The sequence below is a fragment of the Marinospirillum perlucidum genome (assembly GCF_003336805.1).
Classification (GTDB): domain Bacteria; phylum Pseudomonadota; class Gammaproteobacteria; order Pseudomonadales; family Halomonadaceae; genus Marinospirillum; species Marinospirillum perlucidum.
The window spans coordinates 1-21,504 of the sequence record NZ_QFWJ01000005.1 but is presented as its reverse complement, the minus strand read 5'-3'; the positions used below and the strand labels follow the sequence as shown (position 1 = coordinate 21,504).

General features: G+C 53.3%; 21 protein-coding genes. 16 read left to right on the top strand and 5 right to left on the bottom strand.

Annotation, left to right across the window (positions count from 1 at the left end; genetic code table 11):
• Nucleotides 1–6 precede the first annotated feature (6 nt).
• From DFK18_RS08195 to DFK18_RS08180, 4 genes are read left to right on the top strand one after another with little or no spacing between them, the layout of a single operon-like run.
• Nucleotides 7–1,227 (top strand): type II secretion system F family protein, encoded by a 1,221-nt coding sequence (locus DFK18_RS08195; RefSeq protein ID WP_114417777.1) that lies wholly within the window; start codon nt 7–9, stop codon nt 1,225–1,227.
• Complete coding sequence (locus DFK18_RS08190; RefSeq protein WP_114417776.1) at nt 1,227–2,093, top strand: prepilin peptidase; 867 nt, start codon at nt 1,227–1,229, stop codon at nt 2,091–2,093. The genes DFK18_RS08195 and DFK18_RS08190 overlap by 1 nt, the downstream gene beginning before the upstream one ends.
• A 15-nt stretch (nt 2,094–2,108) precedes the next feature.
• Complete coding sequence (locus DFK18_RS08185; protein ID WP_114417775.1) at nt 2,109–2,414, top strand: DUF4160 domain-containing protein; 306 nt, start codon at nt 2,109–2,111, stop codon at nt 2,412–2,414.
• Nucleotides 2,411–2,695 carry a DUF2442 domain-containing protein gene (locus DFK18_RS08180; protein WP_114417774.1) on the top strand — a complete coding sequence of 95 codons (285 nt, stop codon included), beginning with the start codon at nt 2,411–2,413 and terminating at the stop codon, nt 2,693–2,695. The genes DFK18_RS08185 and DFK18_RS08180 overlap by 4 nt, the downstream gene beginning before the upstream one ends.
• A 5-nt stretch (nt 2,696–2,700) precedes the next feature.
• On the opposite strand, the gene DFK18_RS08175 is transcribed toward DFK18_RS08180, so the two are convergent.
• The 3 genes from DFK18_RS08175 to DFK18_RS08165 form a co-directional block, all read right to left on the bottom strand.
• The gene (locus tag DFK18_RS08175; RefSeq protein ID WP_114417773.1) at nt 2,701–4,038 is read right to left on the bottom strand and encodes a replication-associated recombination protein A; all 1,338 of its coding nucleotides are present in this window, start codon (nt 4,036–4,038) and stop codon (nt 2,701–2,703) included.
• A 19-nt stretch (nt 4,039–4,057) separates the two neighbouring features.
• A complete protein-coding gene (gene lolA / locus DFK18_RS08170; protein ID WP_114417772.1) occupies nt 4,058–4,705 on the bottom strand; it encodes an outer membrane lipoprotein periplasmic chaperone LolA in 648 nt (215 codons plus the stop codon).
• A gap of 87 nt (nt 4,706–4,792) precedes the next feature.
• Nucleotides 4,793–7,201 carry a DNA translocase FtsK gene (locus tag DFK18_RS08165; RefSeq protein ID WP_114417771.1) on the bottom strand — a complete coding sequence of 803 codons (2,409 nt, stop codon included), beginning with the start codon at nt 7,199–7,201 and terminating at the stop codon, nt 4,793–4,795.
• A gap of 129 nt (nt 7,202–7,330) precedes the next feature.
• Here DFK18_RS08165 and aat point away from each other — a divergent pair, with 129 nt between their 5' ends.
• From aat to infA, 3 genes are all read left to right on the top strand, one after another.
• On the top strand, nt 7,331–7,990 hold the full coding sequence (gene aat / locus DFK18_RS08160) for a leucyl/phenylalanyl-tRNA--protein transferase (RefSeq protein WP_114417770.1): 660 nt from the start codon (nt 7,331–7,333) through the stop codon (nt 7,988–7,990).
• The gene (locus DFK18_RS08155) at nt 7,987–8,730 is read left to right on the top strand and encodes an arginyltransferase (RefSeq protein ID WP_114417769.1); all 744 of its coding nucleotides are present in this window, start codon (nt 7,987–7,989) and stop codon (nt 8,728–8,730) included. Before aat ends, DFK18_RS08155 begins: the two co-directional genes overlap by 4 nt.
• Before the next feature lie 98 nt (nt 8,731–8,828).
• A complete protein-coding gene (infA, locus tag DFK18_RS08150) occupies nt 8,829–9,047 on the top strand; it encodes a translation initiation factor IF-1 (RefSeq protein ID WP_027849523.1) in 219 nt (72 codons plus the stop codon).
• 66 nt (nt 9,048–9,113) lie between these two features.
• Here infA and clpA read toward each other — a convergent pair whose 3' ends face one another.
• Nucleotides 9,114–11,408, bottom strand: coding sequence for an ATP-dependent Clp protease ATP-binding subunit ClpA (gene clpA, locus DFK18_RS08145; protein WP_114417768.1), 2,295 nt, complete (start codon nt 11,406–11,408; stop codon nt 9,114–9,116).
• A 72-nt stretch (nt 11,409–11,480) separates the two neighbouring features.
• Nucleotides 11,481–11,858, bottom strand: coding sequence for an ATP-dependent Clp protease adapter ClpS (clpS, locus tag DFK18_RS08140; protein ID WP_245944355.1), 378 nt, complete (start codon nt 11,856–11,858; stop codon nt 11,481–11,483).
• Nucleotides 11,859–12,038: 180 nt separating this feature from the next.
• Here clpS and DFK18_RS08135 point away from each other — a divergent pair, with 180 nt between their 5' ends.
• From DFK18_RS08135 to DFK18_RS08095, 9 genes are all read left to right on the top strand, one after another.
• The gene (locus DFK18_RS08135; RefSeq protein ID WP_114417766.1) at nt 12,039–12,647 is read left to right on the top strand and encodes a pseudouridine synthase; all 609 of its coding nucleotides are present in this window, start codon (nt 12,039–12,041) and stop codon (nt 12,645–12,647) included.
• On the top strand, nt 12,644–13,108 hold the full coding sequence (locus tag DFK18_RS08130; protein ID WP_114417765.1) for an NUDIX hydrolase: 465 nt from the start codon (nt 12,644–12,646) through the stop codon (nt 13,106–13,108). Before DFK18_RS08135 ends, DFK18_RS08130 begins: the two co-directional genes overlap by 4 nt.
• A gap of 54 nt (nt 13,109–13,162) precedes the next feature.
• Nucleotides 13,163–14,281: a tRNA 2-thiouridine(34) synthase MnmA gene (mnmA, locus tag DFK18_RS08125; RefSeq protein WP_114417764.1), complete on the top strand. Its 1,119-nt coding sequence runs from the start codon at nt 13,163–13,165 to the stop codon at nt 14,279–14,281.
• Nucleotides 14,282–14,288: 7 nt separating this feature from the next.
• The gene (hflD, locus tag DFK18_RS08120) at nt 14,289–14,918 is read left to right on the top strand and encodes a high frequency lysogenization protein HflD (RefSeq protein WP_114417763.1); all 630 of its coding nucleotides are present in this window, start codon (nt 14,289–14,291) and stop codon (nt 14,916–14,918) included.
• A 62-nt stretch (nt 14,919–14,980) separates the two neighbouring features.
• Nucleotides 14,981–16,357 (top strand): adenylosuccinate lyase, encoded by a 1,377-nt coding sequence (gene purB / locus DFK18_RS08115; protein WP_114417762.1) that lies wholly within the window; start codon nt 14,981–14,983, stop codon nt 16,355–16,357.
• A 1-nt stretch (nt 16,358) separates the two neighbouring features.
• A complete protein-coding gene (locus tag DFK18_RS08110) occupies nt 16,359–17,561 on the top strand; it encodes a cupin domain-containing protein (RefSeq protein ID WP_114417761.1) in 1,203 nt (400 codons plus the stop codon).
• A gap of 23 nt (nt 17,562–17,584) precedes the next feature.
• Complete coding sequence (locus DFK18_RS08105) at nt 17,585–18,568, top strand: GNAT family N-acetyltransferase (protein ID WP_114417760.1); 984 nt, start codon at nt 17,585–17,587, stop codon at nt 18,566–18,568.
• 239 nt (nt 18,569–18,807) lie between these two features.
• Nucleotides 18,808–20,403 carry an isocitrate lyase gene (locus DFK18_RS08100; protein WP_114417759.1) on the top strand — a complete coding sequence of 532 codons (1,596 nt, stop codon included), beginning with the start codon at nt 18,808–18,810 and terminating at the stop codon, nt 20,401–20,403.
• 162 nt (nt 20,404–20,565) lie between these two features.
• Entirely contained in the window at nt 20,566–21,129 is a 564-nt protein-coding gene (locus tag DFK18_RS08095) for a hypothetical protein (RefSeq protein ID WP_114417758.1), read from the top strand.
• The last annotated feature ends 375 nt before the right edge of the window (nt 21,130–21,504 follow it).

Sequence of the window (21,504 nt, the reverse complement as noted above, 5' to 3'; positions counted from 1 at the left end):
CCCCTTATGGCTACCAAGAAACCACCCAAGATTCATCTCTACCATTGGGAAGGCACTAACGCCCGCCGTGAGCGCATCAAAGGCGAAATTGAAGCGGAAGACATCAACTTTGTTCGTGCCAAACTGAGAGAACAGGGGATTTCTCCCAAGCGCATTCGCAAGAAGTCGTCTTTTTCCCTGAAGCTGGGTGAAAAGGTCACTGCGCGCGATATCACCCTTTTTTCGCGCCAGCTGGCTACCATGATCAAGGCCGGAGTTCCTGTTGTGCAGGCTTTGACCATTACCATTGAAGGTCAAACCAAAAAGAAGATGCGTGATCTGTTGATTGATCTACGTGATCAGGTCTCGGCAGGTATTCCGGTCGCCCAGGCGCTACGCCGCCATCCGCTTATATTTGATGATCTTTTTTGCAGCCTGGTCGAAGCCGGTGAAGCCTCGGGTGCTCTGGAAGACATGCTGGAAAGGGTGGCCATGTACAAGGAGCGCATGGAATCCCTCAAGAACAAGATCAAAAAAGCCCTTTATTATCCAATTTTTGTCATGGTCATTGGTCTGGCCGTTGCTGCGCTGCTGCTGATCAAGGTAGTACCGGAATTTGAACGCATGTTTGCCAGCTTTGGCGCGGAACTGCCCGCCTACACCCAGATGGTAATCAACCTGTCCCGCTTTATGCAGGAATGGTGGTATCTGGTTTTTGGTAGTCTGGGCGTGGCCCTTTACCTGGTTTTTTTCTGGCGCAAGCGCTCGGAAACCTTTGCCTACAACCTGAGTAAGTTTACCCTGCGTCTGCCGATTGCCGGACAGCTTTTACATAAATCCGCGGTAGCGCGTTTTAGCCGTACCCTGGCCACCTCCTTTTCTGCCGGTGTACCTCTGGTGGATGCCCTGGATTCGGCTGGCAGCTCCACCGGTAATCTGGTTTATCGCAAAATCATCCATAACATCAAGGAGGATGTAGCGACCGGTCAGCAATTGAATTTTGCCATGCGTCAGGCGCGCATCTTCCCCACCATGGTTAACCAGATGGTGGCCATCGGTGAAGAATCCGGTGCCCTGGATACCATGCTGCTCAAGGTAGCCGAGTTCTTTGAAGAGGAAGTCAACACCATGGTCGACAGCATGACCAGCCTACTCGAACCTCTGGTGATTGCCGTACTCGGTGTCATTGTAGGGGGGCTGGTGATTGCCATGTACCTGCCTATTTTCCAGATGGGAAGCATCATGTAATGGATTTACTCGATCCTCTGGGCTTGGCAACCTGGCCAACCGGATTACAGCTGGCTTTTGCTGCTCTTTTTGGCCTGATACTGGGCAGCTTCCTGAACGTTGTGATTTACCGGCTGCCACTGATGCTGAGGCGCAGCTGGGGTGAAACCGATCTTCCCCAGCTCTCCCTATCCTGGCCCGCCTCTCACTGTCCGCAATGCCAGGCTCAGTTGCACTGGTACAACAATCTTCCTCTACTCAGTTGGCTGCTGCAAAAAGGTCGCTGCAGTGCCTGCCAGCAGCCCATCTCCCTGCGCTACCCGCTGGTGGAATTACTAGCAGGCCTGCTTGCTGTCGGGCTGATCTGGCGCTATGGATTCAGTCTTCAGGGACTGGCCTTGACCGGCTTTGCCCTGACTTTACTGGCTCTGGCAGCCATTGATGCCCAGACCCGACTGCTGCCGGATCACCTCACCCTGCCGCTGCTTTGGGCTGGTTTGATTTACCACTGGCTGTTTTCATCCGCCACCCTTTTTGATCAGGCTTTTGCCGGTGCCCTCTGGGGCTATTTGAGCCTCTGGTCTCTCTACTGGGTTTTCCGCTTGCTGACAGGTCGTGAAGGCATGGGCTTTGGTGACTTCAAGCTATTGGCTGCCCTGGGAGCCTGGCTGGGCGCCCCCGCTTTGGTGCCGGTGATTCTCCTGGCCTCCTTGTCCGGATTGATCACGGCTGCGTTGGGTAAAGCCACAGGCCAGATGAACAGCAGCAGCCTGCCTTTTGGCCCCCACCTGGTGGTGGCAGCTCTGGCACTCTTGCTGGGTGGCCGTGAGCTGGCTGGCTGGTTACAACTGACACCCTGGCTGGAGATGACCCGCTGGGCGTTCTGATTCGAAGGGGGTGTTATGCCCAAGATATTTGAGTACTTTGGAATCATCCTGCTTTTCTATAGTAATGAGCATGAGCCCGTCCATGTCCACGGCAAGTATCAGGGTCATGAATCCAAAGCTGAATTTATTCTGGTCAATGGACAGATCAAGGACATCCTGATTAAAGCAGTTAAGGGCCGCAAGCCCTTGCCACCAGCTCAGCTACGTGATTTCAAATCCTTTACAGCCGTTTATGCTGATGAGATAGTAGCCAAATGGGTTGATTACTTTGTCTATCATCGCCAATTTGAGTGTCAGCGCATTGATGAGAAAGTGAAATGATTGAAGAAAGTGTACCCCTGAGTATTGAAAAAGCAGAGCAGATTGCTGAGTACCGCCTGAGGCTGTACTTCAGTGATGGTCATATTCAGGAAGTTGACCTGGAGAACTTCCTGTTTTCATCCACCAACCCTCATATCCAAAAATACCAGGACCCTGAAGTTTTTGCCGGTTTTGAAATCAGTGATGGTGATCTGCAATGGAATGACTATGATCTCTGCTTTTCACTGGAAGACCTCTACGAGAATAAAAATCTGGGCAACAAGAAGCACTCTGCTGCCTAAGCTTGTCACACTTCTGAATTACTACCCCGCGCCCAGGTGGCATCCAGTTGCCTCAAGTGACGCAGTTTCTCTGCAATCCTGATTTCCAGTCCCCGCTCCACCGGCTGATAAAAACGTGTCACGCCCATCGCCTCGGGAAAATAGTTTTCTCCGGCAGCATAGCCTTCAGGTTCATCATGGGCATAGCGGTATTCATGACCATAGCCCAGATCTTTCATCAGGCTGGTCGGTGCATTGCGCAAATGTAGTGGCACCTCGTAGCTGGGCGAGTTTTTAACCGTCTGCATGGCGGCGTTATAAGCCTTGTAAACGGCATTGGATTTGGCAGCTACAGCCAGGTACACCACAGCATGAGCTATCGCCAATTCACCTTCGGGACTGCCCAAACGAGTCTGAACATCCCAGGCATTCAGCGCCAACTGCACCCCGCGCGGGTCCGCATTACCGATGTCTTCACTGGCCATGCGTACAACCCGTCGGGCGATATACAGGGGATCACAACCGCCATCCAGCATCCGGCACATCCAGTAGAGAGCCGCATCAGGATCGGAGCCACGCACGGATTTATGCAGGGCAGAAATCTGGTCATAAAAGGCTTCGCCACCCTTATCAAAACGCCTCAGGCTTTCCTGGACCACCTCGGCCACGGTTTTTTCCGTAATCTGCCCGTTTTCAGCCAGATCGGCGGCAATTTCCAGAAAGTTTAAAGCCCGTCGGGCATCACCATCGGCAGCCCTTGCCAATACCAGCAGGGCGTTTTCGTCAGCTTGCAGTTGTTGCTGACCCAGCCCTCTCTCCGGCTCCTGCAAACCTTCTTGCAGGAGTCTTAACAACACCTCTTCACCCAGAGACTTGAGCACGTAAACCCTGGCCCGCGATAAAAGAGCCGAATTCAACTCAAAGGAGGGGTTTTCTGTGGTGGCTCCGATAAATACAAAAAGCCCTTCCTCGATATAAGGCAGAAAGGCATCCTGCTGGGATTTATTAAAGCGGTGCACCTCATCGACAAACAAGAGCGTGGGTTTGCCGGTAAACTCCTGGTGCTCCCTGGCTTCGACCACGGCCGCACGGATTTCCTTGACCCCACTCATAACCGCAGAAAGGCTGGTATAGCGAAGCTGACCCTGTTCGGCCAACAGGCGCGCCAGGGTGGTTTTGCCGACCCCCGGCGGGCCCCAGAAAATCATGGAGTGGAGCTGTCCCGCCTCCAGCGCCTGGCGCAGGGATTTATCCGGACCCAGCAGATGCTCCTGACCCAGAAATTCACCCAGATCACGGGGGCGCATACGCGCGGCCAGTGGCTGCCAACCGGGAGTTGCTTGTGCAAAAAGATCTTCGGACATAGGAAAGAGGCTGATTTCTTTATCCGTTGTTGTCGCTATTCAGCGAAGGGTCACGAATCACATCCACGCCTTCAGGCGGGGTAAAATCGAAAATGGCCGGGTCCAGGCTTTGATTGTATTGCGGGTTAATCAGATCAACCCGGGTCTTCTGCCCCAGGCTGTCAACCAGACGTAACGCCCTGATCTGTCCCTCCTCAAAGTAGAGGTTCATTTCTTCAAACAGGCTTTCCTCGCCGCGGGGCACCAGGGTAAAACTTTCTTCTATTTGCCCCTCAGTATAGGTGATCTGGAAGTGTTCACTCAGTTGTGACGCCTCGCCCGAAAGTATCAGGGCAGGCGTGGCGACCTGGCGTTGATCCAGGGGTTGTTGGGTCACCTGTTCCAGATCCGGATCATAGAGCCACAGGGTTTCGCCATCGGTCACCAGAATTTCCGGAAAAGGAAACTGCGTCTCCCAGTAGAAACGCCCCGGCTTTTGCAAACGCATGATGCCACGGGTTTCCTGTAAACGCTGCCCACTGGCATCCAGCAGCTGCTGTTCAAACTCGGAGGCCACCGTTTCCAGGTTTTCCAGGTAGGTTTCCAGGCGAGCTTCAGGAGAAGTCGCTGCATGCAGTGGCTGAACCAGAAAAACAAGCACCACGAGAAGAATCAAGCGTTTAAACATAAGGTTCCTTGTTGAATGATGATCAGGAAGCCTCCGATCAACCTAATGAGTGCAAAAGTTAATCAGCGCTTTCCAAGCTAAATAGACCTAATCCCCGACTAGCAGTTCCCGCTGACCATTCGCCTGCAAGGGCGAAACCAGACCAGCTCTTTCCATGGCATCCACCAGCCGGGCGGCCCGGTTATAACCTATCTTGAAGCGTCTCTGCACAGCAGACGTTGAGGCTCGGCGGCTTTCTATCACAAAGGCCACGGCCTCATCATAGAGAGGATCGGATTCATCATCGCTATCCTGGCCTTCCGCTTCCAATCCGGCCAGGCTGGCGGCTTCCACATCCCCGGATAGAATGGCTTCTTCGTAGTCCGGCGTGCCTCTTTGCTTCCAGTCCTCAACCACACGATGAACTTCATCATCATCGACAAAGGCTCCATGCACCCTTTCCGGTTGAGGCGCCCCCGTGGGCAGAAAGAGCAGATCGCCATTGCCCAGTAGCTGTTCAGCACCGCCTTGATCGAGAATGGTGCGTGAATCAATTTTACTGGAGACCTGATAAGCCACCCGGGTGGGGATATTGGCCTTGATCAGGCCGGTAATTACATCCACCGAAGGACGCTGGGTTGCCAGAATCAGGTGAATCCCGGCAGCACGTGCTTTTTGGGCCAGGCGTGCAATCAGCTCTTCCACCTTCTTGCCCACCAGCATCATCATGTCGGCAAATTCGTCAATCACCACCACGATATAAGGCAGGGGTTCCAGATGACCCGGTTCACCCAGCTCAGGATCAGCCAGAGGGTCTTGAACCCGGTTACCGGCGCGCTCGGCTTCTTGTAACTTGGCATTAAAACCACTGATATTGCGCACCCCCAGGGCGGCCATCAGTTGGTAGCGTTTTTCCATCTCGGCTACACACCAGCGCAGGGCATTGGCGGCTTCTTTCATGTCGGTGACCACAGGAGCCAGTAGATGTGGAATGCCTTCATACACGGACAGTTCCAGCATCTTGGGATCTATCATGATCAGGCGCAATTCTTCAGGGGTTCTTTGCAGCAGCAAAGACAGGATCATGGCATTGACGCCCACGGATTTACCCGAGCCGGTGGTCCCCGCAACCAGCAGGTGGGGCATCTTGGTCAGATTGGCCACTACAGGATTACCGGCAATATCCTGACCCAGCGCCAGGGGAAGAGGATGCTTGTCTTGGGTAAACACTTCATGATCCAGGACTTCGGTCAGGCGGATCAGCGCCCGCTTGGCGTTGGGCAGTTCGATACCGATGGTGGACTTACCCGAGATGACCTCCACCACTCGAACACTGGGCACCTTGAGGGCACGAGCCAGATCCAACGCCAGATTGGCCACCTTGCTGGATTTCACCCCTGCAGCCAATTCCAGCTCAAAACGGGTAATCACTGGGCCTGGATGGGCATCCACGACCTCGGCCTTAACCCCAAATTCGATCAGGCGTTGCTGCAGAAGCTCCCCCAGATCCACCAGTTCATCAGCCGTAAAACCGGCTTGCTGGGGCTGACGAGCATCCAACAGACCCAGACCGGGTTTTTCGCCTTCCACTGGAGCCTGGGAAGCTGGCCGCGTTGGCTGTAGATCCCGTGCAGTGACCAGACGGGGTTCATTTTTATCGCCAGCAGGGTTCAAAGATAATTCCGGTTCAGCTGGCTCATCCTGTTCATCAAATCCCAGGCGCGGCTCTTCCAATACCTTGTTTTTCTTTACCGGAGCCGAGGGCTTGGGAAGCTTTTCCTGAAGCCCGGCCAGCCAGCCGGTATTATCCTGAATAGCCTTTTCGGGCTGTTGGTAATAATCCTTTTTTTCCTGACGTCTAGATTTTTCGGCCTGCCACCAGAGCTGACGAATTTTTTCACCGGCTGCAATCAGTAGGTGGCCGGTTTCATCCATAATCATCAACCACGACCAGCCGGTGACCAGAGAAAAACCGGCAATACAGGCTGCCAGAAAGATCAGGGTAGCGCCCAGGTGACCCAACAGGGGACGTGTCAGACTCGCCAGGCTTTCTCCCAGGATGCCGCCGGCACCATAGGACCAACCTGTTTCGGAAGCATAAAAGTGCAAGGCCGCCAGACTGGAGAGGCTCACTAATAACAGCAGAAAACCGGAAAATCGCAGTGAGGGGATAAAAGGATCCCAGTGTTCCTGCTGCCAGGGTTTACGCAATACCTGAATGGCCAGATGAATCAGCGACATAGGGAGTAGCCAGGCACTGGCACCAACCAGTGACAAGAGCACATCAGCCAGCCAGGCACCGCTCAAGCCCATTAAATTGCTGGCCGGTATCTGAGCCGTTGTACTCCAACCCGGATCCTTGGGATTGAAACTAAACAGGGCCAGCGCCAGCATACTACCCACCAGCACCAGGCTCAGGGCACCGGCTTCATGTAAAACCTTGCGCAAACGACTGCTCAGATGGGCTGAGTCGGCTGAAGTTACTGTTTTGTCCTGATCACTCACTGGCGATTCCATTTGGTTGGGGGTGGCCTCCTGTCAAGTAACCGGCCTGGGTATCCCCGCTTGTTGATGACTGGGTGAAAGTCTTATCATAACGCATTGAAGCTGGATAGATCTGCACCCTCCACTGTAAAAGGCCCCTTTATGCTGGAAATCTGGCAACTGGATGATGAACTCTGGTTTCCCCCTGTTGATCAGGCACTGGAAGAACCCAATGGCCTTCTTGCAGTCGGTGGTGACCTCTCGCCCCAGCGCCTGCTTCTAGCGTATAGCCGGGGGATTTTCCCCTGGTTCAGCGAAGGTGAACCTCTGCTTTGGTGGTCACCTGCCCCGCGCATGGTGCTCTTCCCCAACGAGGTTCATGTCAGCCGCAGCCTGCGCAAGCGCATGAAGCGTGGTGATCTGGAAGTGACTTTTGACCAGGATTTTGCCCAGGTGATCCATCTTTGTGGTGAAGTACGCCGCTACCGTGAAGGCACCTGGATCACGCCAGGCATGGAATTAGCCTATAATGAGTTACATCAACAGGGTTATGCGCATTCTGTGGAAGTCTGGCAGGGCGATCAGTTGGTTGGTGGTCTTTATGGTTTGGCATTAGGTCGGGTGTTTTTCGGAGAATCCATGTTCAGCCGTATCACTGATGCTTCCAAGATTGCATTGGTCAGCCTGGCCCGAAAACTGGAAGCCCTGGACTTTACCCTGATTGATTGCCAAGTCTATTCCCCGCATCTGGCCAGTCTGGGAGCGCGGGAATTAGAAAGAAATGAGTTTTTGCGTTTATTGCAGCAAGGAGTTGAGGTGTGACCAGCCCTAGTCCCGGTGAAGAGGTTTTCTCTCTACGTTTTTACCAAACCATGCCGCACACTTGCAGCTATCTTCCCAACCGTGAGGCGACCACGCTGTTTCTGGACCCCCAGCAGCCTTTGACGCAGGATGTCTATGACAGCCTCTCCCAGGTAGGTTTCCGCCGCAGTGGACGTCACCTCTACCGTCCCCATTGCCAAAACTGCAATGCCTGTCAATCGGTGCGTATCCGGGCCGAAGACTTTCAGCCCAACCGCCAGCAGCGCAAGGTCTGGAATCGTAACCAGGATTTAACCACCTGGGTGGTTGAGGCTCAATTCAAGGAGGAATACTACGATCTCTATGAGCACTACCTGGAAGTACGGCATGCTGATGGTGACATGTATCCTCCCTCAGTCGATCAGTTCCGTAGTTTCTTACTGCTTAATGCATCCTGGGCACGCCTGGTCGAGTTTCGAGACCCCGATCATCGCCTTCTGGCGGTGGCCGCCATGGATCGGCTAAATGCCGGTCTATCGGCGATCTACACCTTTTATGCGCCGGAAGAAAAGCGGCGAAGCCTGGGTGTTTATGCCATTCTCTGGCAGATTGAGCTGGCCAAGAAACTGAACCTGCCTCACGTCTATTTGGGCTATTGGATTCAGGATTGCCAGAAAATGAATTACAAACAGAATTACCAGCCTCTTGAAATTCTGCAACAACAGGAATGGGTTCCCTTTCATCCAGAAGAAAACCGCTAACAAGCGGAAATTTTGCGCTTTCCTGAAAATTCAGGCAAAATACTGGCGATTTTTTATTCTGGCAAAATTTAAACAGCCAATTCAGAGGTTCTTACCGAATGGCAAAAGAAGACCATATTGAAATGGAAGGCGTCATTATTGATACGCTTCCCAATACCATGTTTCGTGTTGAGCTTGAAAACGGCCACGTGCTGACTGCGCATATTTCCGGAAAAATGCGTAAAAACTACATTCGCATCCTGACCGGTGACAAGGTCAAGGTCGAGCTGTCTCCTTATGACCTGACCAAGGGCCGCATCACCTACCGCGCCCGTTAATCAGTAGCAGCTTAGCTAATAAAAAACCCCGCCGCAGCGGGGTTTTTTGTTGTTGCCTTGCAGGCATCAAACGGCGCCTTCTTCTTCCGGCTCGGCAGCGGCTTCAAACTCCAGCTGCAGATCTTCACTGTCACTGGATTTGGCCGTGACATGCACGGTGCCGCCTTTCTCCGACAGCTCGCCAAAGAGAATGGCTTCGGCCATGGGTTTCTTGATTTTCTCCTGAATCAAGCGGGCCATGGGTCTTGCACCCATCGCCTGATCATAGCCTTTTTCTGCCAACCAGGCTCTGGCCTTGTCATCCACATCCAGTACCACCCGCTTGTCATCCAGTTGGGCTTGCAGTTCAACCAGGAACTTGTCGACCACATTTTTGATGACTTCGGTATCCAATGCCTTGAACTGAATCACAGCATCCAGACGGTTGCGGAATTCCGGCGTAAAGAAGTTACGCAGTGCCTCCATACCATCAGTGGAATTGTCCTGCTTCTTGAAGCCGATCGAGCGCTTGTTGAGCACCTCGGCTCCGGCATTGGTGGTCATCACCAGAATTACATTGCGGAAATCGGCTTTGCGGCCGTTGTTATCCGTCAGAGTACCGTGATCCATCACCTGCAACAGCAGATTAAAGACTTCCGGATGGGCTTTTTCAATCTCATCCAGCAGCAGAACACAGTGAGGATTCTTGGTAATGGCTTCGGTCAGCAAGCCACCCTGGTCATAACCGACATACCCGGGAGGTGCACCAATCAAGCGGGATACGGTATGCCGCTCCATGTACTCGGACATGTCAAAGCGCACCAGCTCTATGCCCAGCGTACGTGCCAGCTGCTTGGTCACCTCGGTTTTACCCACCCCGGTAGGACCAGCAAACATGAAGGCACCAATGGGTTTCTCGGGTGATTTAAGACCCGCCCGTGACAGCTTGATGGCATTGGACAAGGCTTCGATCCCCTGATCCTGGCCAAACACCAGCATCTTGAGATCCCTTTCCACGTTACGCAGCACTTCCTTGTCATTGGTGGACACGGTTTTCGGTGGAATGCGGGCAATCTTGGATACAATCGCCTCTACTTCCGCCATGCTGATCACTTCAACCCGTTCGTCTTCGGGCAGTAGCTGTTGGTAAGCTCCCGCTTCATCAACAACATCAATTGCCTTATCGGGCAGGTGACGATCATTGATATAGCGTGCAGCCAGACGAGCAGCCGTTTCCAAGGCCATATCATCGTATTTCAGATGATGGTGCTCCTCGAAGCGGCTCTTGAGCCCCTTGAGAATGGCGATGGTGTCTTCCACGCTGGGTTCGACCACATCGATTTTCTGGAAACGCCGAGCCAGAGCACGGTCCTTTTCAAAAATTCCGCGAAATTCCTGGAAGGTCGTGGAGCCGATGCAACGCAGCTCACCGCTGGAGAGCATGGGCTTCAGCAGATTGGAGGCATCCATCACTCCACCCGAGGCAGCACCCGCACCGATGATGGTGTGGATCTCGTCAATAAAGAGGATGGCATTGTCCTGCTTTTTCAATTCGTGCAGCAGGGCCTTGAGGCGCTTCTCGAAATCACCGCGGTACTTGGTACCTGCCAGCAAAGCACCCAAATCCAGTGAATAGACGACCGCATCGGCAATGACTTCCGGTACTTCACCATCGACAATGCGCTTGGCCAGACCTTCGGCAATGGCTGTTTTACCCACACCGGCTTCACCCACCAGCAGGGGGTTATTTTTACGGCGACGCGCCAGCACCTGAATGGTTCTTTCCACTTCATGATCGCGACCCACCAAAGGATCGATACGACCAATACGGGCCTGTTCATTCAGGTTGGTAGAAAAACTGTGTAGTGGATGATTGGAGCTGACGCCTTCGGCAGCCTCCTCCTGATCATGACCCAGCATGCCGTGATCCTGTTCGGGATCGTCAGACACCTTGGAGATTCCATGAGAGATGTAATTGACGACATCTACCCGAGCGATATCCTGCTGTTTGAGGAAATAAACCGCCTGGCTTTCCTGTTCACTGAAAATAGCAACCAGGACATTGGCACCAGTGACTTCACTTTTACCGGAAGACTGAACGTGGAACACAGCCCGCTGGAGCACCCTCTGGAATCCCAGAGTGGGTTGCGTTTCCCGGTCGACATTATCTTCGGGAATAAGCGGCGTTGTGGCATTGATAAAATCATCGAGATCTCTGCGGATCTCCCCCAGATCTGCACCGCAAGCCTTCAGCACCTGAGCAGCAGACTCGTTATCCAACAAGGACAGCAGCAGATGCTCGACGGTCATGAATTCATGACGTTGGCGTCTTGCCAGGGTGAACGCCTCATTCAGCGTATGTTCAAGATCTTTGCTAAGCATGAGCCTACCCTCACTTACCCGCCTGGGAACCAATTTTGATTTCTAGTGGACTCGGAGCTTTGATCTCAGGTCTCACTCGTCCGCCACTTCTACGTTGCACATTAATGGATGCTGGTTCTCGCGAGCGAAATCGACCACCAGCGCTGCTTTGGTTTCTGCGACATCCCTCGTGAAGACTCCGCAGACGGCTTTGCCTTCCGTATGTACGGTCAACATCACCTGCGAAGCTTTTTCCATGTCCATATGAAAAAAACGGATCAATACTTCCACCACAAATTCCATGGGCGTAAAGTCATCGTTCAACATGACAACCTTGTACAGCGGTGGCTTCTTGATCTGGGGCTTGGCCGTTGCTGTCGCCAAGCCATCATCCTCATACGGATCGCTATCATCATTTCCTGAAACCCGAGAAGAGGTTATCCTCTCCGCTGCCAACATCGATGACTTCAACTGCTCAATCCTCTTTTCGTCAATTCTTTACTTTATACTCAAGCTTAGTCACTGAATCGGCGGATAAATTCCATCCGCCTTGCAAACTAGCACTGTCATTTCACTGGTATTAACTAGAAAATAGGGATGTTTTGGTAAAATCACAAGTGAAGACACCAAAAAAACACAAGCGGACAATCCATGAGTGACCTTTATTTGTTCTACAAGCCCTGGCAGGTGCTTTCCCAGTTTACCGATGACAAGGGGCGCCGTACCCTGGCTGATTTTATAAAAACCCCGGATATCTATCCGGCCGGGCGCCTGGATTATGATTCCGAAGGCCTGTTGCTGCTTACTGGTGACGGGGAACTTCAGGCCCGTATCACCCATCCTGAATTCAAACTCCCCAAAACCTATTGGGTACAAGTGGAAGGGCAAATCACCCAGGAAGCTCTGCAAGAATTGAGCCGAGGGGTGGAATTGAATGACGGACGTACCCGTCCCGCCAAGGCCCGCTTAATGGAAGATCCAGGACTGCCTCCACGCGAAGAGCCGGTGCGCCCTCGCCCGGGCAAGGGCACCAGTTGGATTGAAATCACCCTGATCGAAGGCCGCAATCGTCAGGTGCGACGTATGACAGCCCATGTTGGTTTTCCCACACTGCGCTTGCTACGCTGGTCCATTGGTAACTGGTCACTGCAGAATATGAAACCGGGCAAAATCAAGCAGACTCGGGTACATCTGCCCAGCAAAGAGCGCAAGGTCGCTCTCAAGCCACGTAAAAAAGGTATAAAGAAGGAGGCCAAATGAGCCGTTGGACCCCCAACTCCACCGTTGCCACCCTGGTTCACGATGGCGAGCGCTTCCTGCTGGTCGAGGAATATGATCGCATCTCCCAGCCGGGCAAACCGGTTCTCAACCAACCGGCCGGTCACCTGGAAGAGGATGAATCCCTGATCGAAGCTGCTGAGCGGGAAACCCTGGAAGAAACCGGCTGGCTGGTGGAAATCCAGTCCTACCTGGGGCTTTACATCAACACTGCACCCAATGGCATCACCTACCATCGGCATTGTTTTATCGCCCGGCCTTTGTCGGAAGTGCCTGGAGCCCAACTGGATGATGGCATCATCGGCCCCCAGTGGCTGACGCTGGAAGAACTTGAACAGGAAGAGCGCCAGGCACGTTTGCGCAGCCCCATGGTACTCCCCTGCTGTCGAGACTTTTTAGCAGGACAAAGCTACCCGCTGGAGCTGATTAAGGACTTTCGTTAGGGTATAATCCTGCTTTTTTAACCAGCGGAGATTCCTGTGCCCCAGGCGACTGCCATGCCTACATCCGATCCTGCATCCACCCGTGTCATCGTCGGCATGTCCGGCGGTGTAGATTCGTCGGTATCCGCCTTGCTGTTGTTGCAGCAAGGCTATCAGGTTGAAGGCCTCTTCATGAAAAACTGGGAAGAGGACGATGGAACGGAATACTGTACGGCCAAGGAAGACTTTGCCGATGCTCAGGCCGTCTGTGACAAACTCGGTATCAAGCTGCACGCAGCCAATTTTGCGGCTGAATACTGGGATTTTGTGTTTGAACACTTCCTTGCTGAATACCAGGCTGGACGCACCCCCAACCCGGATATCCTCTGTAATCGCGAAATCAAGTTCAAAGCCTTCCTGGAATACGCCCAGTATCTGGGAGCAGACCTGATTGCCACCGGCCATTATGTTCGTCGGGGCTGGGATGATCAGGCTGAAAAGGCCCTGCTGTTGCGAGGCCTGGATACCAATAAGGATCAAAGCTATTTTCTGCATGCCGTGGGCCACAAGGAAATCGGCCTGACTCTTTTTCCTGTTGGCGAATTGGAAAAACCCCGCGTTCGACAGCTGGCCGAAGAACACGACCTGGTCACGGCCAAGAAAAAGGATTCCACCGGCATCTGCTTTATCGGCGAAAGGCGCTTCAGTGATTTTCTTAAACGCTATCTGCCCGCACAACCCGGCGAGATCATCACCGATACTGGCCAGGTTATCGGCGAGCATGCCGGCCTGATGTACTACACTCTGGGACAGCGTCAGGGTCTGGGCATTGGCGGTGTCAAAGGCTATCCGGACGCCCCCTGGTTTGTCGCAGGCAAAAATCTGGAGACCAACCAGCTGACCGTGGTTCAGGGCGAAGATAACCCTCTGCTATTTACCGATGGCCTGATTTCCTCAGCCCCTGATTGGGTGGCTGGCCAGCCTCCTGCCCAGCAGTTGTCCTGCACGGCCAAGGTTCGCTACCGCCAGGAAGATCAGGAATGCCACCTTGAGGTGCTGGATTCAGGTCAGTGCCGGGTGACCTTTACCCATCCGCAAAGAGCCGTAACCCCCGGCCAGTCGGTCGTTTTCTATCAGGGCGAGGTTTGCCTGGGTGGCGGGGTTATCGAAGAAACTTTTTTACAAAAAAGGTGAAGTAAGCATGAATAATCTGGATGCTGGTAGGCGCCAAACCCTGGCTCTGGCCGGGGTACTGCAAGCGGCCCAGCTAGTGCATGAAATGGCGCAACGCGGCCTGGTTGACCAGCACACCTTTGCTACCAGCATTGAAAGCATCCTGGTCACCGACCCGGAAACTTTCGAGGAAATTTACGGCGGTGATCTTTTCAATCTGCGCCCTGGTGCCTCAGCCCTGCGCAAAATCCTGCTCAAAAAGAAGGATATTCACCCCAATATTTTACGTTATGCGGTGGGCATTCTGGTTCTGCAAACCAAGCTCAGCAAGGACAAGGCCATGCTCACGGCTCTGGGCGAGCGGCTGAATGCTATCCAGGCCCAGGCCCAGCATTTTAATCCCACTCATGAAAACATAGTCGCTGCGCTGGCTGGACTCTATCAGGATACCCTGAGCACCTTTTCTTTTCGGGTTCAAGTCCAGGGTGATCCCCAGATACTGCAGCAGCAGGTCTATGCCGATAAAATCCGGGCACTGCTTCTGGCCGGTGTGCGCTCAGCCATGCTCTGGCAGCAGGCAGGCGGTAAACGCTGGAAACTGATTTTTGCCCGCAAAAGACTGCTGCGCGATCTGGATCAACTCGGCTTCAAAAGCTGATCGACGAGACCACCTATCTCCTTTAACCCAAGATTTAACTAACCAACGAACTGGAACTCTTCATGTCACTTGACCAACTGACCGCCTTGACTGCTATTTCTCCTGTTGATGGCCGCTACGGCAGCAAAACCACTGCCCTGCGTGAACATTTTTCCGAATACGGCCTGATCCGGGCCCGGGTGGAAGTGGAAGTCCGCTGGCTGCAGCGTCTGGCTGAACACCCTCAAATCAGTGAAGTACCAGCCCTCTCGGCCGAAGCGACACAACTGCTGGACCAGCTGGTGGCCAATTTCTCGGTCGAGGATGCCGAAGCGGTCAAGGCCCATGAGCGAGTAACCAATCACGACGTTAAGGCCGTTGAATACTTTATCAAGGACAAGATCGAAGTCCTCCCCGAACTCAAGGCCATTACTGAATTTGTGCACTTTGCCTGCACCAGTGAAGACATCAACAACCTCTCGCATGCCCTCATGCTCAAAGGCGGCCTGCAGAAGGTTCTCCTGCCCAGCATGCGCGAAGTAGCCGAAGCCATTCGCAGCCTGGCCCACGCCAATGCCGAAGTCCCCCTGCTCTCCCGCACCCATGGTCAAACCGCCAGCCCTTCAACCCTGGGCAAGGAAATGGCCAATGTCGTCTATCGTCTGGAGCGCCAGCTGGCCCAACTGGAAAGCGTAGAGCTGCTGGGTAAAATCAATGGTGCCGTAGGCAACTACAATGCCCACCTGAGTGCCTACCCGGAGATTGACTGGCAGGCCAATGCCAAAACCTTTATCGAGCAGCTGGGCCTCAGCTGGAATCCCTACACCACCCAAATCGAACCTCACGACTATATTGCCGAGCTCTTCGATACCCTGGCCCGTTTTAACACCATCCTGATCGATTTTGACCGGGATATCTGGTCGTACATCTCCCTGGGTTATTTCAAGCAGAAGACCATTGCCGGTGAAATCGGCTCTTCCACCATGCCTCACAAGGTCAACCCCATCGACTTTGAAAACTCCGAGGGCAACCTGGGTATTGCCAACGCCCTCTTTGATCACCTGGCTGCCAAGCTGCCCATCTCCCGCTGGCAGCGCGACCTGACTGATTCGACTGTTCTGCGCAATCTGGGTGTAGGCCTGGGCCACAGCCTGATTGCCTACCAGGCCAGCCTTAAAGGCATCAGTAAGTTGGAAACCAACCCCGAGCGCCTAGCAGCCGATTTGAATGCCGCCTGGGAAGTTCTGGCTGAGCCCATCCAAACAGTGATGCGTCGCTACGGCATTGAAAAACCCTATGAAAAGCTGAAAGAGCTGACTCGCGGTAAAACCATCGATCAGGCCGCCATGACCGCCTTTATCGATACCCTGGCCCTGCCGGAAGAAGCCAAAGACGAGATGAAAAAGCTCACCCCCGCTAACTATCTGGGCAATGCCATCGCCCAGGCCAAGGCCATTTAATATGCAAACGCGACTTCTCGGTCAGCTTTCAGTTGAAGAATTTCTGCGCGACTACTGGCAGAAAAAACCATTGCTCATCCGTCAGGCCCTCCCGGGGTTTCAGCCCCCGCTGGATATCAATGAACTGGCCGGACTGGCCTGCGAAGAAACCGTGGAGTCGCGAATTGTGATGGAACAGGGGCCGGAAGGTCCCTGGCAACTGTTTAACGGGCCCTTTGAAGAAAGTTTCCTACAAGAGTTGCCATCCAAAGACTGGACGCTACTGGTTCAGGCTGTTGACCAACTCCTGCCCGAAGTAGCTGAGCTACTTAAGGATTTTGATTTTCTGCCACGTTGGCGCCGGGACGATATCATGATCAGCTACGCACCACCGGGTGGTAGTGTCGGCCCGCATATTGACTACTATGATGTCTTCCTGCTCCAGGCCAGTGGACAAAGGCGCTGGCAATTGGGTCAATTCTGTGATGAAAGCACTCCACTGCGTCAGGACACCTCCCTGAAAATCCTGACTGATTTTCAGGCCGACCCCGAAGCCGATTGGGTGCTGGAACCAGGTGATCTACTCTATCTGCCACCACAACTGGCTCATTGGGGCACTTCGCTGAGTGAAGACTGCACCACCTGGTCGGTCGGTTTTCGTGCCCTGAGTGCCGAAGAAATCCTCTGCGGGGCTGCTGATTTTGTCGGTGAAAAACTTCAGGAAGATCAACGCTACACCGATGCGGATCTGGAACCTCTGCAGCATCCGGCCGAAATCGATGCAGCAGCCGTCTCGCGTTTACGCCAATTGTTGCTGGAGGTGATCGACCAGCCTGCAGCCATCAATGAATGGTTTGGCCGGGCCATGACCCAAACCAAGTATCCAGATCAACTCTTGCCCCCGGAAGAACCCTGGCAGCCTGAAGACTTGCAGGCGCTGGTGGCTGAAGTGGATAGCGGGGATGCCTCTCCACTACTGCGAATTGCTGAAGGTAGTCGCTTGGCTTTTCGTGCCGGCGATGAGGGTCGTTGGTTGTTTGCCGATGGCGAAGCCTGGCCCTATAGCGAAGAGCTACAAGGCTGGGTCGAGGATCTTTGCCGCTGTTACCAGCTGGATGCTGCCCTGATTACCACCGCCTTGAAACACCCCGAAGCCAGGGATCTCTTGCTGCAGCTGATCAATCAAGGCAGTATCTATGCTGAACAGGAAGAAGACAGCGACTGATTGATGTTGCAGGAAATACGGCAATGAGTGAAACCTCAGCAGATAAGAAGAGTTTACGCCTGACTGCCCGCCAGGGTAGCTGGGAGCAATTGGGTTCCTGGTGTCGCCAGGTTCGTCACAAGGTTTTTGTAGAAGAACAACAAATTCCTGAAGAAGAAGAATGGGATGCTCAGGACCCGCTCAGCACCCACTATCTGCTGCTACTCAATGACCGGCCTGCCGCCACTGCGCGCCTCACTCCGGATGGCAAGGTGGGACGCTTTGCGGTACTGGCACAATTGCGTCGCAAGAAACTCGGCCTGCGCCTGATGCAGCGCATCGAAGAGGATGCGCGTCGCCAGGGTTTAAAAAAGCTGGAATTAAATGCGCAAACTGAAGTGGCGGATTTTTACCGCCACCTGGGTTACCGGGTTTCCGGTGAAGAATACCTGGAAGTGGGCATTCCCCATCTTCCCATGAGCAAAAGTCTGGTAGCTGACCTACAGAAAGATTCTTCACTGACACGTGAAGAGCTACTTGAAGCACTTCAGACAACGCAGGAAGTCAGGCTACAGGGACGCGAGCAAATTCAGCTAGCCGTTGAACTACTCATTCATCAGGCTGCGCGCAGCTTACGTATGGAAACACCGGAATTCATGCAACGCTGGTTTGCATCCGAAGCCTTTACCCCACTATTAAGTCTGGCCAAGCGCCATGCCCACAGCCGCGTGGAATTCTTGCTGGGCGAGACCCGTCAGTTCTCCCGCCAGTCCAGCCCACTGCTCAACCTGCATCAGCGGGCACCTTCACATATCGAAATCCGCCGGGCCCACAGCCTCTATCGGCCCAGCCAGCAAGCCTATCTACTGGTTGATGACAAGCATCTGCTCTGGTGGCCTCACTACCAGGAACCCCGGGTTGAACTCTTTACTGCAGACCATCGTGAAGCCTATCGCCAGAGCCAGAAATTCAAGCTTCACTGGCAGAAAGGTGAAGTGGTAAAACACTTACAAAGCAACCATTTGTAGTTGAATAACACTGTAGTCAAATTACAACCAAATAGCATCGACTAATGCCTATTTGCGTAGCCCTCGGACTTCAATCAAGATGCATCCCATCTCGCCCGCTACGGCAGGCCTGGCTCTTCGGGTAATCCCTGGATCCCTGAGAGCATAAAAGCACAGATGGATAAGTGACCCACTAATTATTATTTGTGCTCTTTGCTTAACAGCATTTGTTTGATTTTAATCCGAGTAGAGGAAAACGCATGTCAACTTACAAGCAAGACATCGATGCAGCAGCAAAAGTGAAAGAAGCCAACGGTTCTGCCTGGGATGCGATCAACCCAGAATTCGTGGCCCGTATGCGTGCTCAGAACAAATTCAAGACGGGTCTGGACATTGCTAAGTACACTGCAGGCATTATGCGTCGTGACATGGCCGAGTTCGACAAGGACAAAACCAAGTACACCCAGTCTCTGGGCTGCTGGCATGGTTTTGTTGGTCAGCAGAAGCTGATCTCCATCAAGAAGCATTTTGGAACCACCGAACGTAAGTACCTCTACCTCTCCGGCTGGATGGTTGCCGCCCTGCGTTCCGAGTTTGGTCCTCTGCCTGACCAATCCATGCACGAAAAAACAGCCGTTGCTTCCCTGGTTGAAGAACTCTACACCTTCCTGCGCCAGGCTGATGCCCGTGAACTCGGCGGTCTGTTCCGTGAGCTGGACAAGGCCCGCGAAGCTGGCGATGCCAAACTGGAAGCTGAAATCCAGGACAAGATTGACAACCACGAAACCCACGTTGTCCCCATCATTGCTGATATCGACGCTGGTTTCGGTAACGCTGAAGCGACCTACCTGCTGGCCAAGAAGATGATCGAAGCCGGTGCCTGTGCCCTGCAGATCGAAAACCAGGTTGCTGACGAGAAGCAATGTGGTCACCAGGATGGCAAGGTAACCGTGCCTCACGCTGACTTCCACGCCAAGATCCGCGCTCTGCGTTATGCATTCCTGGAGCTGGGTGTTGATGACGGTGTTATCGTTGCCCGTACCGACTCTGAAGGTGCTGGCCTGACCAAGGAAATCGCTGTTGTTCGCGAACCCGGTGACCAGGGCGATATCTACAACTCCTTCCTGGATTGCGAAGAAGTGGCTCCAGAAGACACGGCTGAAGGTGATGTTCTGATCAGCCGTAATGGCAAGCTGGTTCGTCCCAAGCGTTTGCCTTCCGGTCTGTATCAGTTCCGTCAGGGTACAGGTCACGAGCGTTGTGTATTCGACTGTATCGAAGCCATCAATGCCGGTGCTGACCTCCTGTGGATTGAAACGGCTGTTCCTACAGTTTACGAAATCCGTGACATGATGAACGAAGTTCGCAAGGTTCATCCAGATGCTAAACTGGTTTACAACAACTCACCTTCCTTCAACTGGACACTGAACTTCCGCCAGCAAGTATTTGATGCTTGGGAAAAAGAAGGCAAGGATGTTTCCGCTTACGACCGTGCTGACCTGATGAATGCCAAGTACGACGGTTCGGAAATCTCTGAAGAAGCTGATCGCTGGGTCCGTAACTTCCAGGCTGACTGCTCACGTGAAGCGAACGTCTTCCACCACCTGATCACTCTGCCGACTTACCACACTACTGCACTGTCAGTAGACAATCTGGCGAAAGAGTACTTCGGTGAAGCCGGTATGCTGGGCTACGTAGAAGGTGTACAGCGTAAAGAGATCCGTCAGCAAATCGCCTGTGTTAAGCACCAGAACATGGCCGGTTCCGACATTGGCGATGATCACAAAGAATACTACGCCGGTGAGATGGCTCTGAAAGCAGGTGGTGCGAAAAACACCTCCAACCAGTTCAGCTAAGCTGGTCTAGGAACACTGCTGATTCAGCCTCGCTGAATCAGCAGTCTCCTAAAAAAGGCGGCCCTCTTGCAGGTGCCGCCTTTTTTGCTTACAGAAGCCGGACAGGTTTTACGTTAGAATAGCAGCCTGCTTTTATCTGCAACCCAATGAAGTGATTCAATCATGACAACCACCCCCGCTTTTCTTAAAGATTGCCAGGAAGTATTGAGCCAACAAGGATTTACCACCAGCAATACCTGGTATCACGGCACCTCCTCCGCACTCCTTTCTTCTATTCAGGAAAAGGGACTGGTAGGTTCCGGGGACCAGGCGATCAGGGAAGCGACACGCAAGACGATGCAAACCATCGGTAACAGCTACACAGAAACCACTGAACCTGTCTTCCTGACCCCGAGTAAAGAGCTGGCCTACTACTGGGCCGAGCAAACGGTTCGCAACCGTAGCTTGCGCATTCAGGGCGAAGAAGAGCCTCTGGTACTGGCAATCAACTTGCCTGATGCACTCAACCAGGCCGTTAAACCCGATGTAGGCGCTGCCAGCCTGCTATTGCTTCAGGAAGGTGAAAATTACCTGGCCTACCTAGCAGGTTGTTATCAGGAAAATGGCTTGGAACCGCCCCTGGTGGATCTGAGAAAAGCCGACCGCATGGATTATCTAACCCAACTGGGCTTGGCCTATATCGATGCCGACCTTGACCCCCAGTGGGTCACCCCTCTCACCCCCTGAATCCTCCCAGGAAACCTTGAATAGAGCCCAAAGCAGCTGGTCAGCCAACTGACCAGCTCGACTGCTTTTAATTGTCCTAGGGAGCCTCTGATCAACGTCACGAGCGCAGGTCAGGCAAGGCAAAATTGGCCGAGAAAGCGGAGTTTACATAAAGTAAATGAGCATTTTGAGGTCAATTTAAACGCAGCATCACCAAGCACAGTAGTTAATCAGAGGTATCCTAGCCAGTCTTTTGAACTCACTTGCTCTTAGCTGTCAGATTCCGGATGATCAAATCTCATTGAGGAGTTATCCTTTGCTTGCTGCAAAGGGTCTCCTTCAGCAGATCATTCAGGAGCGTATTCATGAACATCAAACTGCATAAACAGGCCACCA

Excerpts from the sequence above, each read along its gene's own strand:
- DFK18_RS08185 (WP_114417775.1), top strand. The coding sequence starts at position 2,109 with ATGCCCAAGATATTTGAGTACTTTGGAATCATCCTGCTTTTCTATAGT.
- aat (WP_114417770.1), top strand. The coding sequence starts at position 7,331 with ATGCTGGAAATCTGGCAACTGGATGATGAACTCTGGTTTCCCCCTGTT.
- purB (WP_114417762.1), top strand. The coding sequence starts at position 14,981 with ATGTCACTTGACCAACTGACCGCCTTGACTGCTATTTCTCCTGTTGAT.
- DFK18_RS08190 (WP_114417776.1), top strand. The coding sequence starts at position 1,227 with ATGGATTTACTCGATCCTCTGGGCTTGGCAACCTGGCCAACCGGATTA.
- mnmA (WP_114417764.1), top strand. The coding sequence starts at position 13,163 with ATGCCTACATCCGATCCTGCATCCACCCGTGTCATCGTCGGCATGTCC.
- clpA (WP_114417768.1), bottom strand. The coding sequence starts at position 11,408 with ATGCTTAGCAAAGATCTTGAACATACGCTGAATGAGGCGTTCACCCTG.
- DFK18_RS08105 (WP_114417760.1), top strand. The coding sequence starts at position 17,585 with ATGAGTGAAACCTCAGCAGATAAGAAGAGTTTACGCCTGACTGCCCGC.
- DFK18_RS08135 (WP_114417766.1), top strand. The coding sequence starts at position 12,039 with ATGAGTGACCTTTATTTGTTCTACAAGCCCTGGCAGGTGCTTTCCCAG.
- DFK18_RS08110 (WP_114417761.1), top strand. The coding sequence starts at position 16,359 with ATGCAAACGCGACTTCTCGGTCAGCTTTCAGTTGAAGAATTTCTGCGC.
- lolA (WP_114417772.1), bottom strand. The coding sequence starts at position 4,705 with ATGTTTAAACGCTTGATTCTTCTCGTGGTGCTTGTTTTTCTGGTTCAG.
- DFK18_RS08165 (WP_114417771.1), bottom strand. The coding sequence starts at position 7,201 with ATGGAATCGCCAGTGAGTGATCAGGACAAAACAGTAACTTCAGCCGAC.
- DFK18_RS08095 (WP_114417758.1), top strand. The coding sequence starts at position 20,566 with ATGACAACCACCCCCGCTTTTCTTAAAGATTGCCAGGAAGTATTGAGC.
- DFK18_RS08130 (WP_114417765.1), top strand. The coding sequence starts at position 12,644 with ATGAGCCGTTGGACCCCCAACTCCACCGTTGCCACCCTGGTTCACGAT.
- DFK18_RS08100 (WP_114417759.1), top strand. The coding sequence starts at position 18,808 with ATGTCAACTTACAAGCAAGACATCGATGCAGCAGCAAAAGTGAAAGAA.
- hflD (WP_114417763.1), top strand. The coding sequence starts at position 14,289 with ATGAATAATCTGGATGCTGGTAGGCGCCAAACCCTGGCTCTGGCCGGG.
- DFK18_RS08180 (WP_114417774.1), top strand. The coding sequence starts at position 2,411 with ATGATTGAAGAAAGTGTACCCCTGAGTATTGAAAAAGCAGAGCAGATT.
- DFK18_RS08195 (WP_114417777.1), top strand. The coding sequence starts at position 7 with ATGGCTACCAAGAAACCACCCAAGATTCATCTCTACCATTGGGAAGGC.
- DFK18_RS08175 (WP_114417773.1), bottom strand. The coding sequence starts at position 4,038 with ATGTCCGAAGATCTTTTTGCACAAGCAACTCCCGGTTGGCAGCCACTG.
- infA (WP_027849523.1), top strand. The coding sequence starts at position 8,829 with ATGGCAAAAGAAGACCATATTGAAATGGAAGGCGTCATTATTGATACG.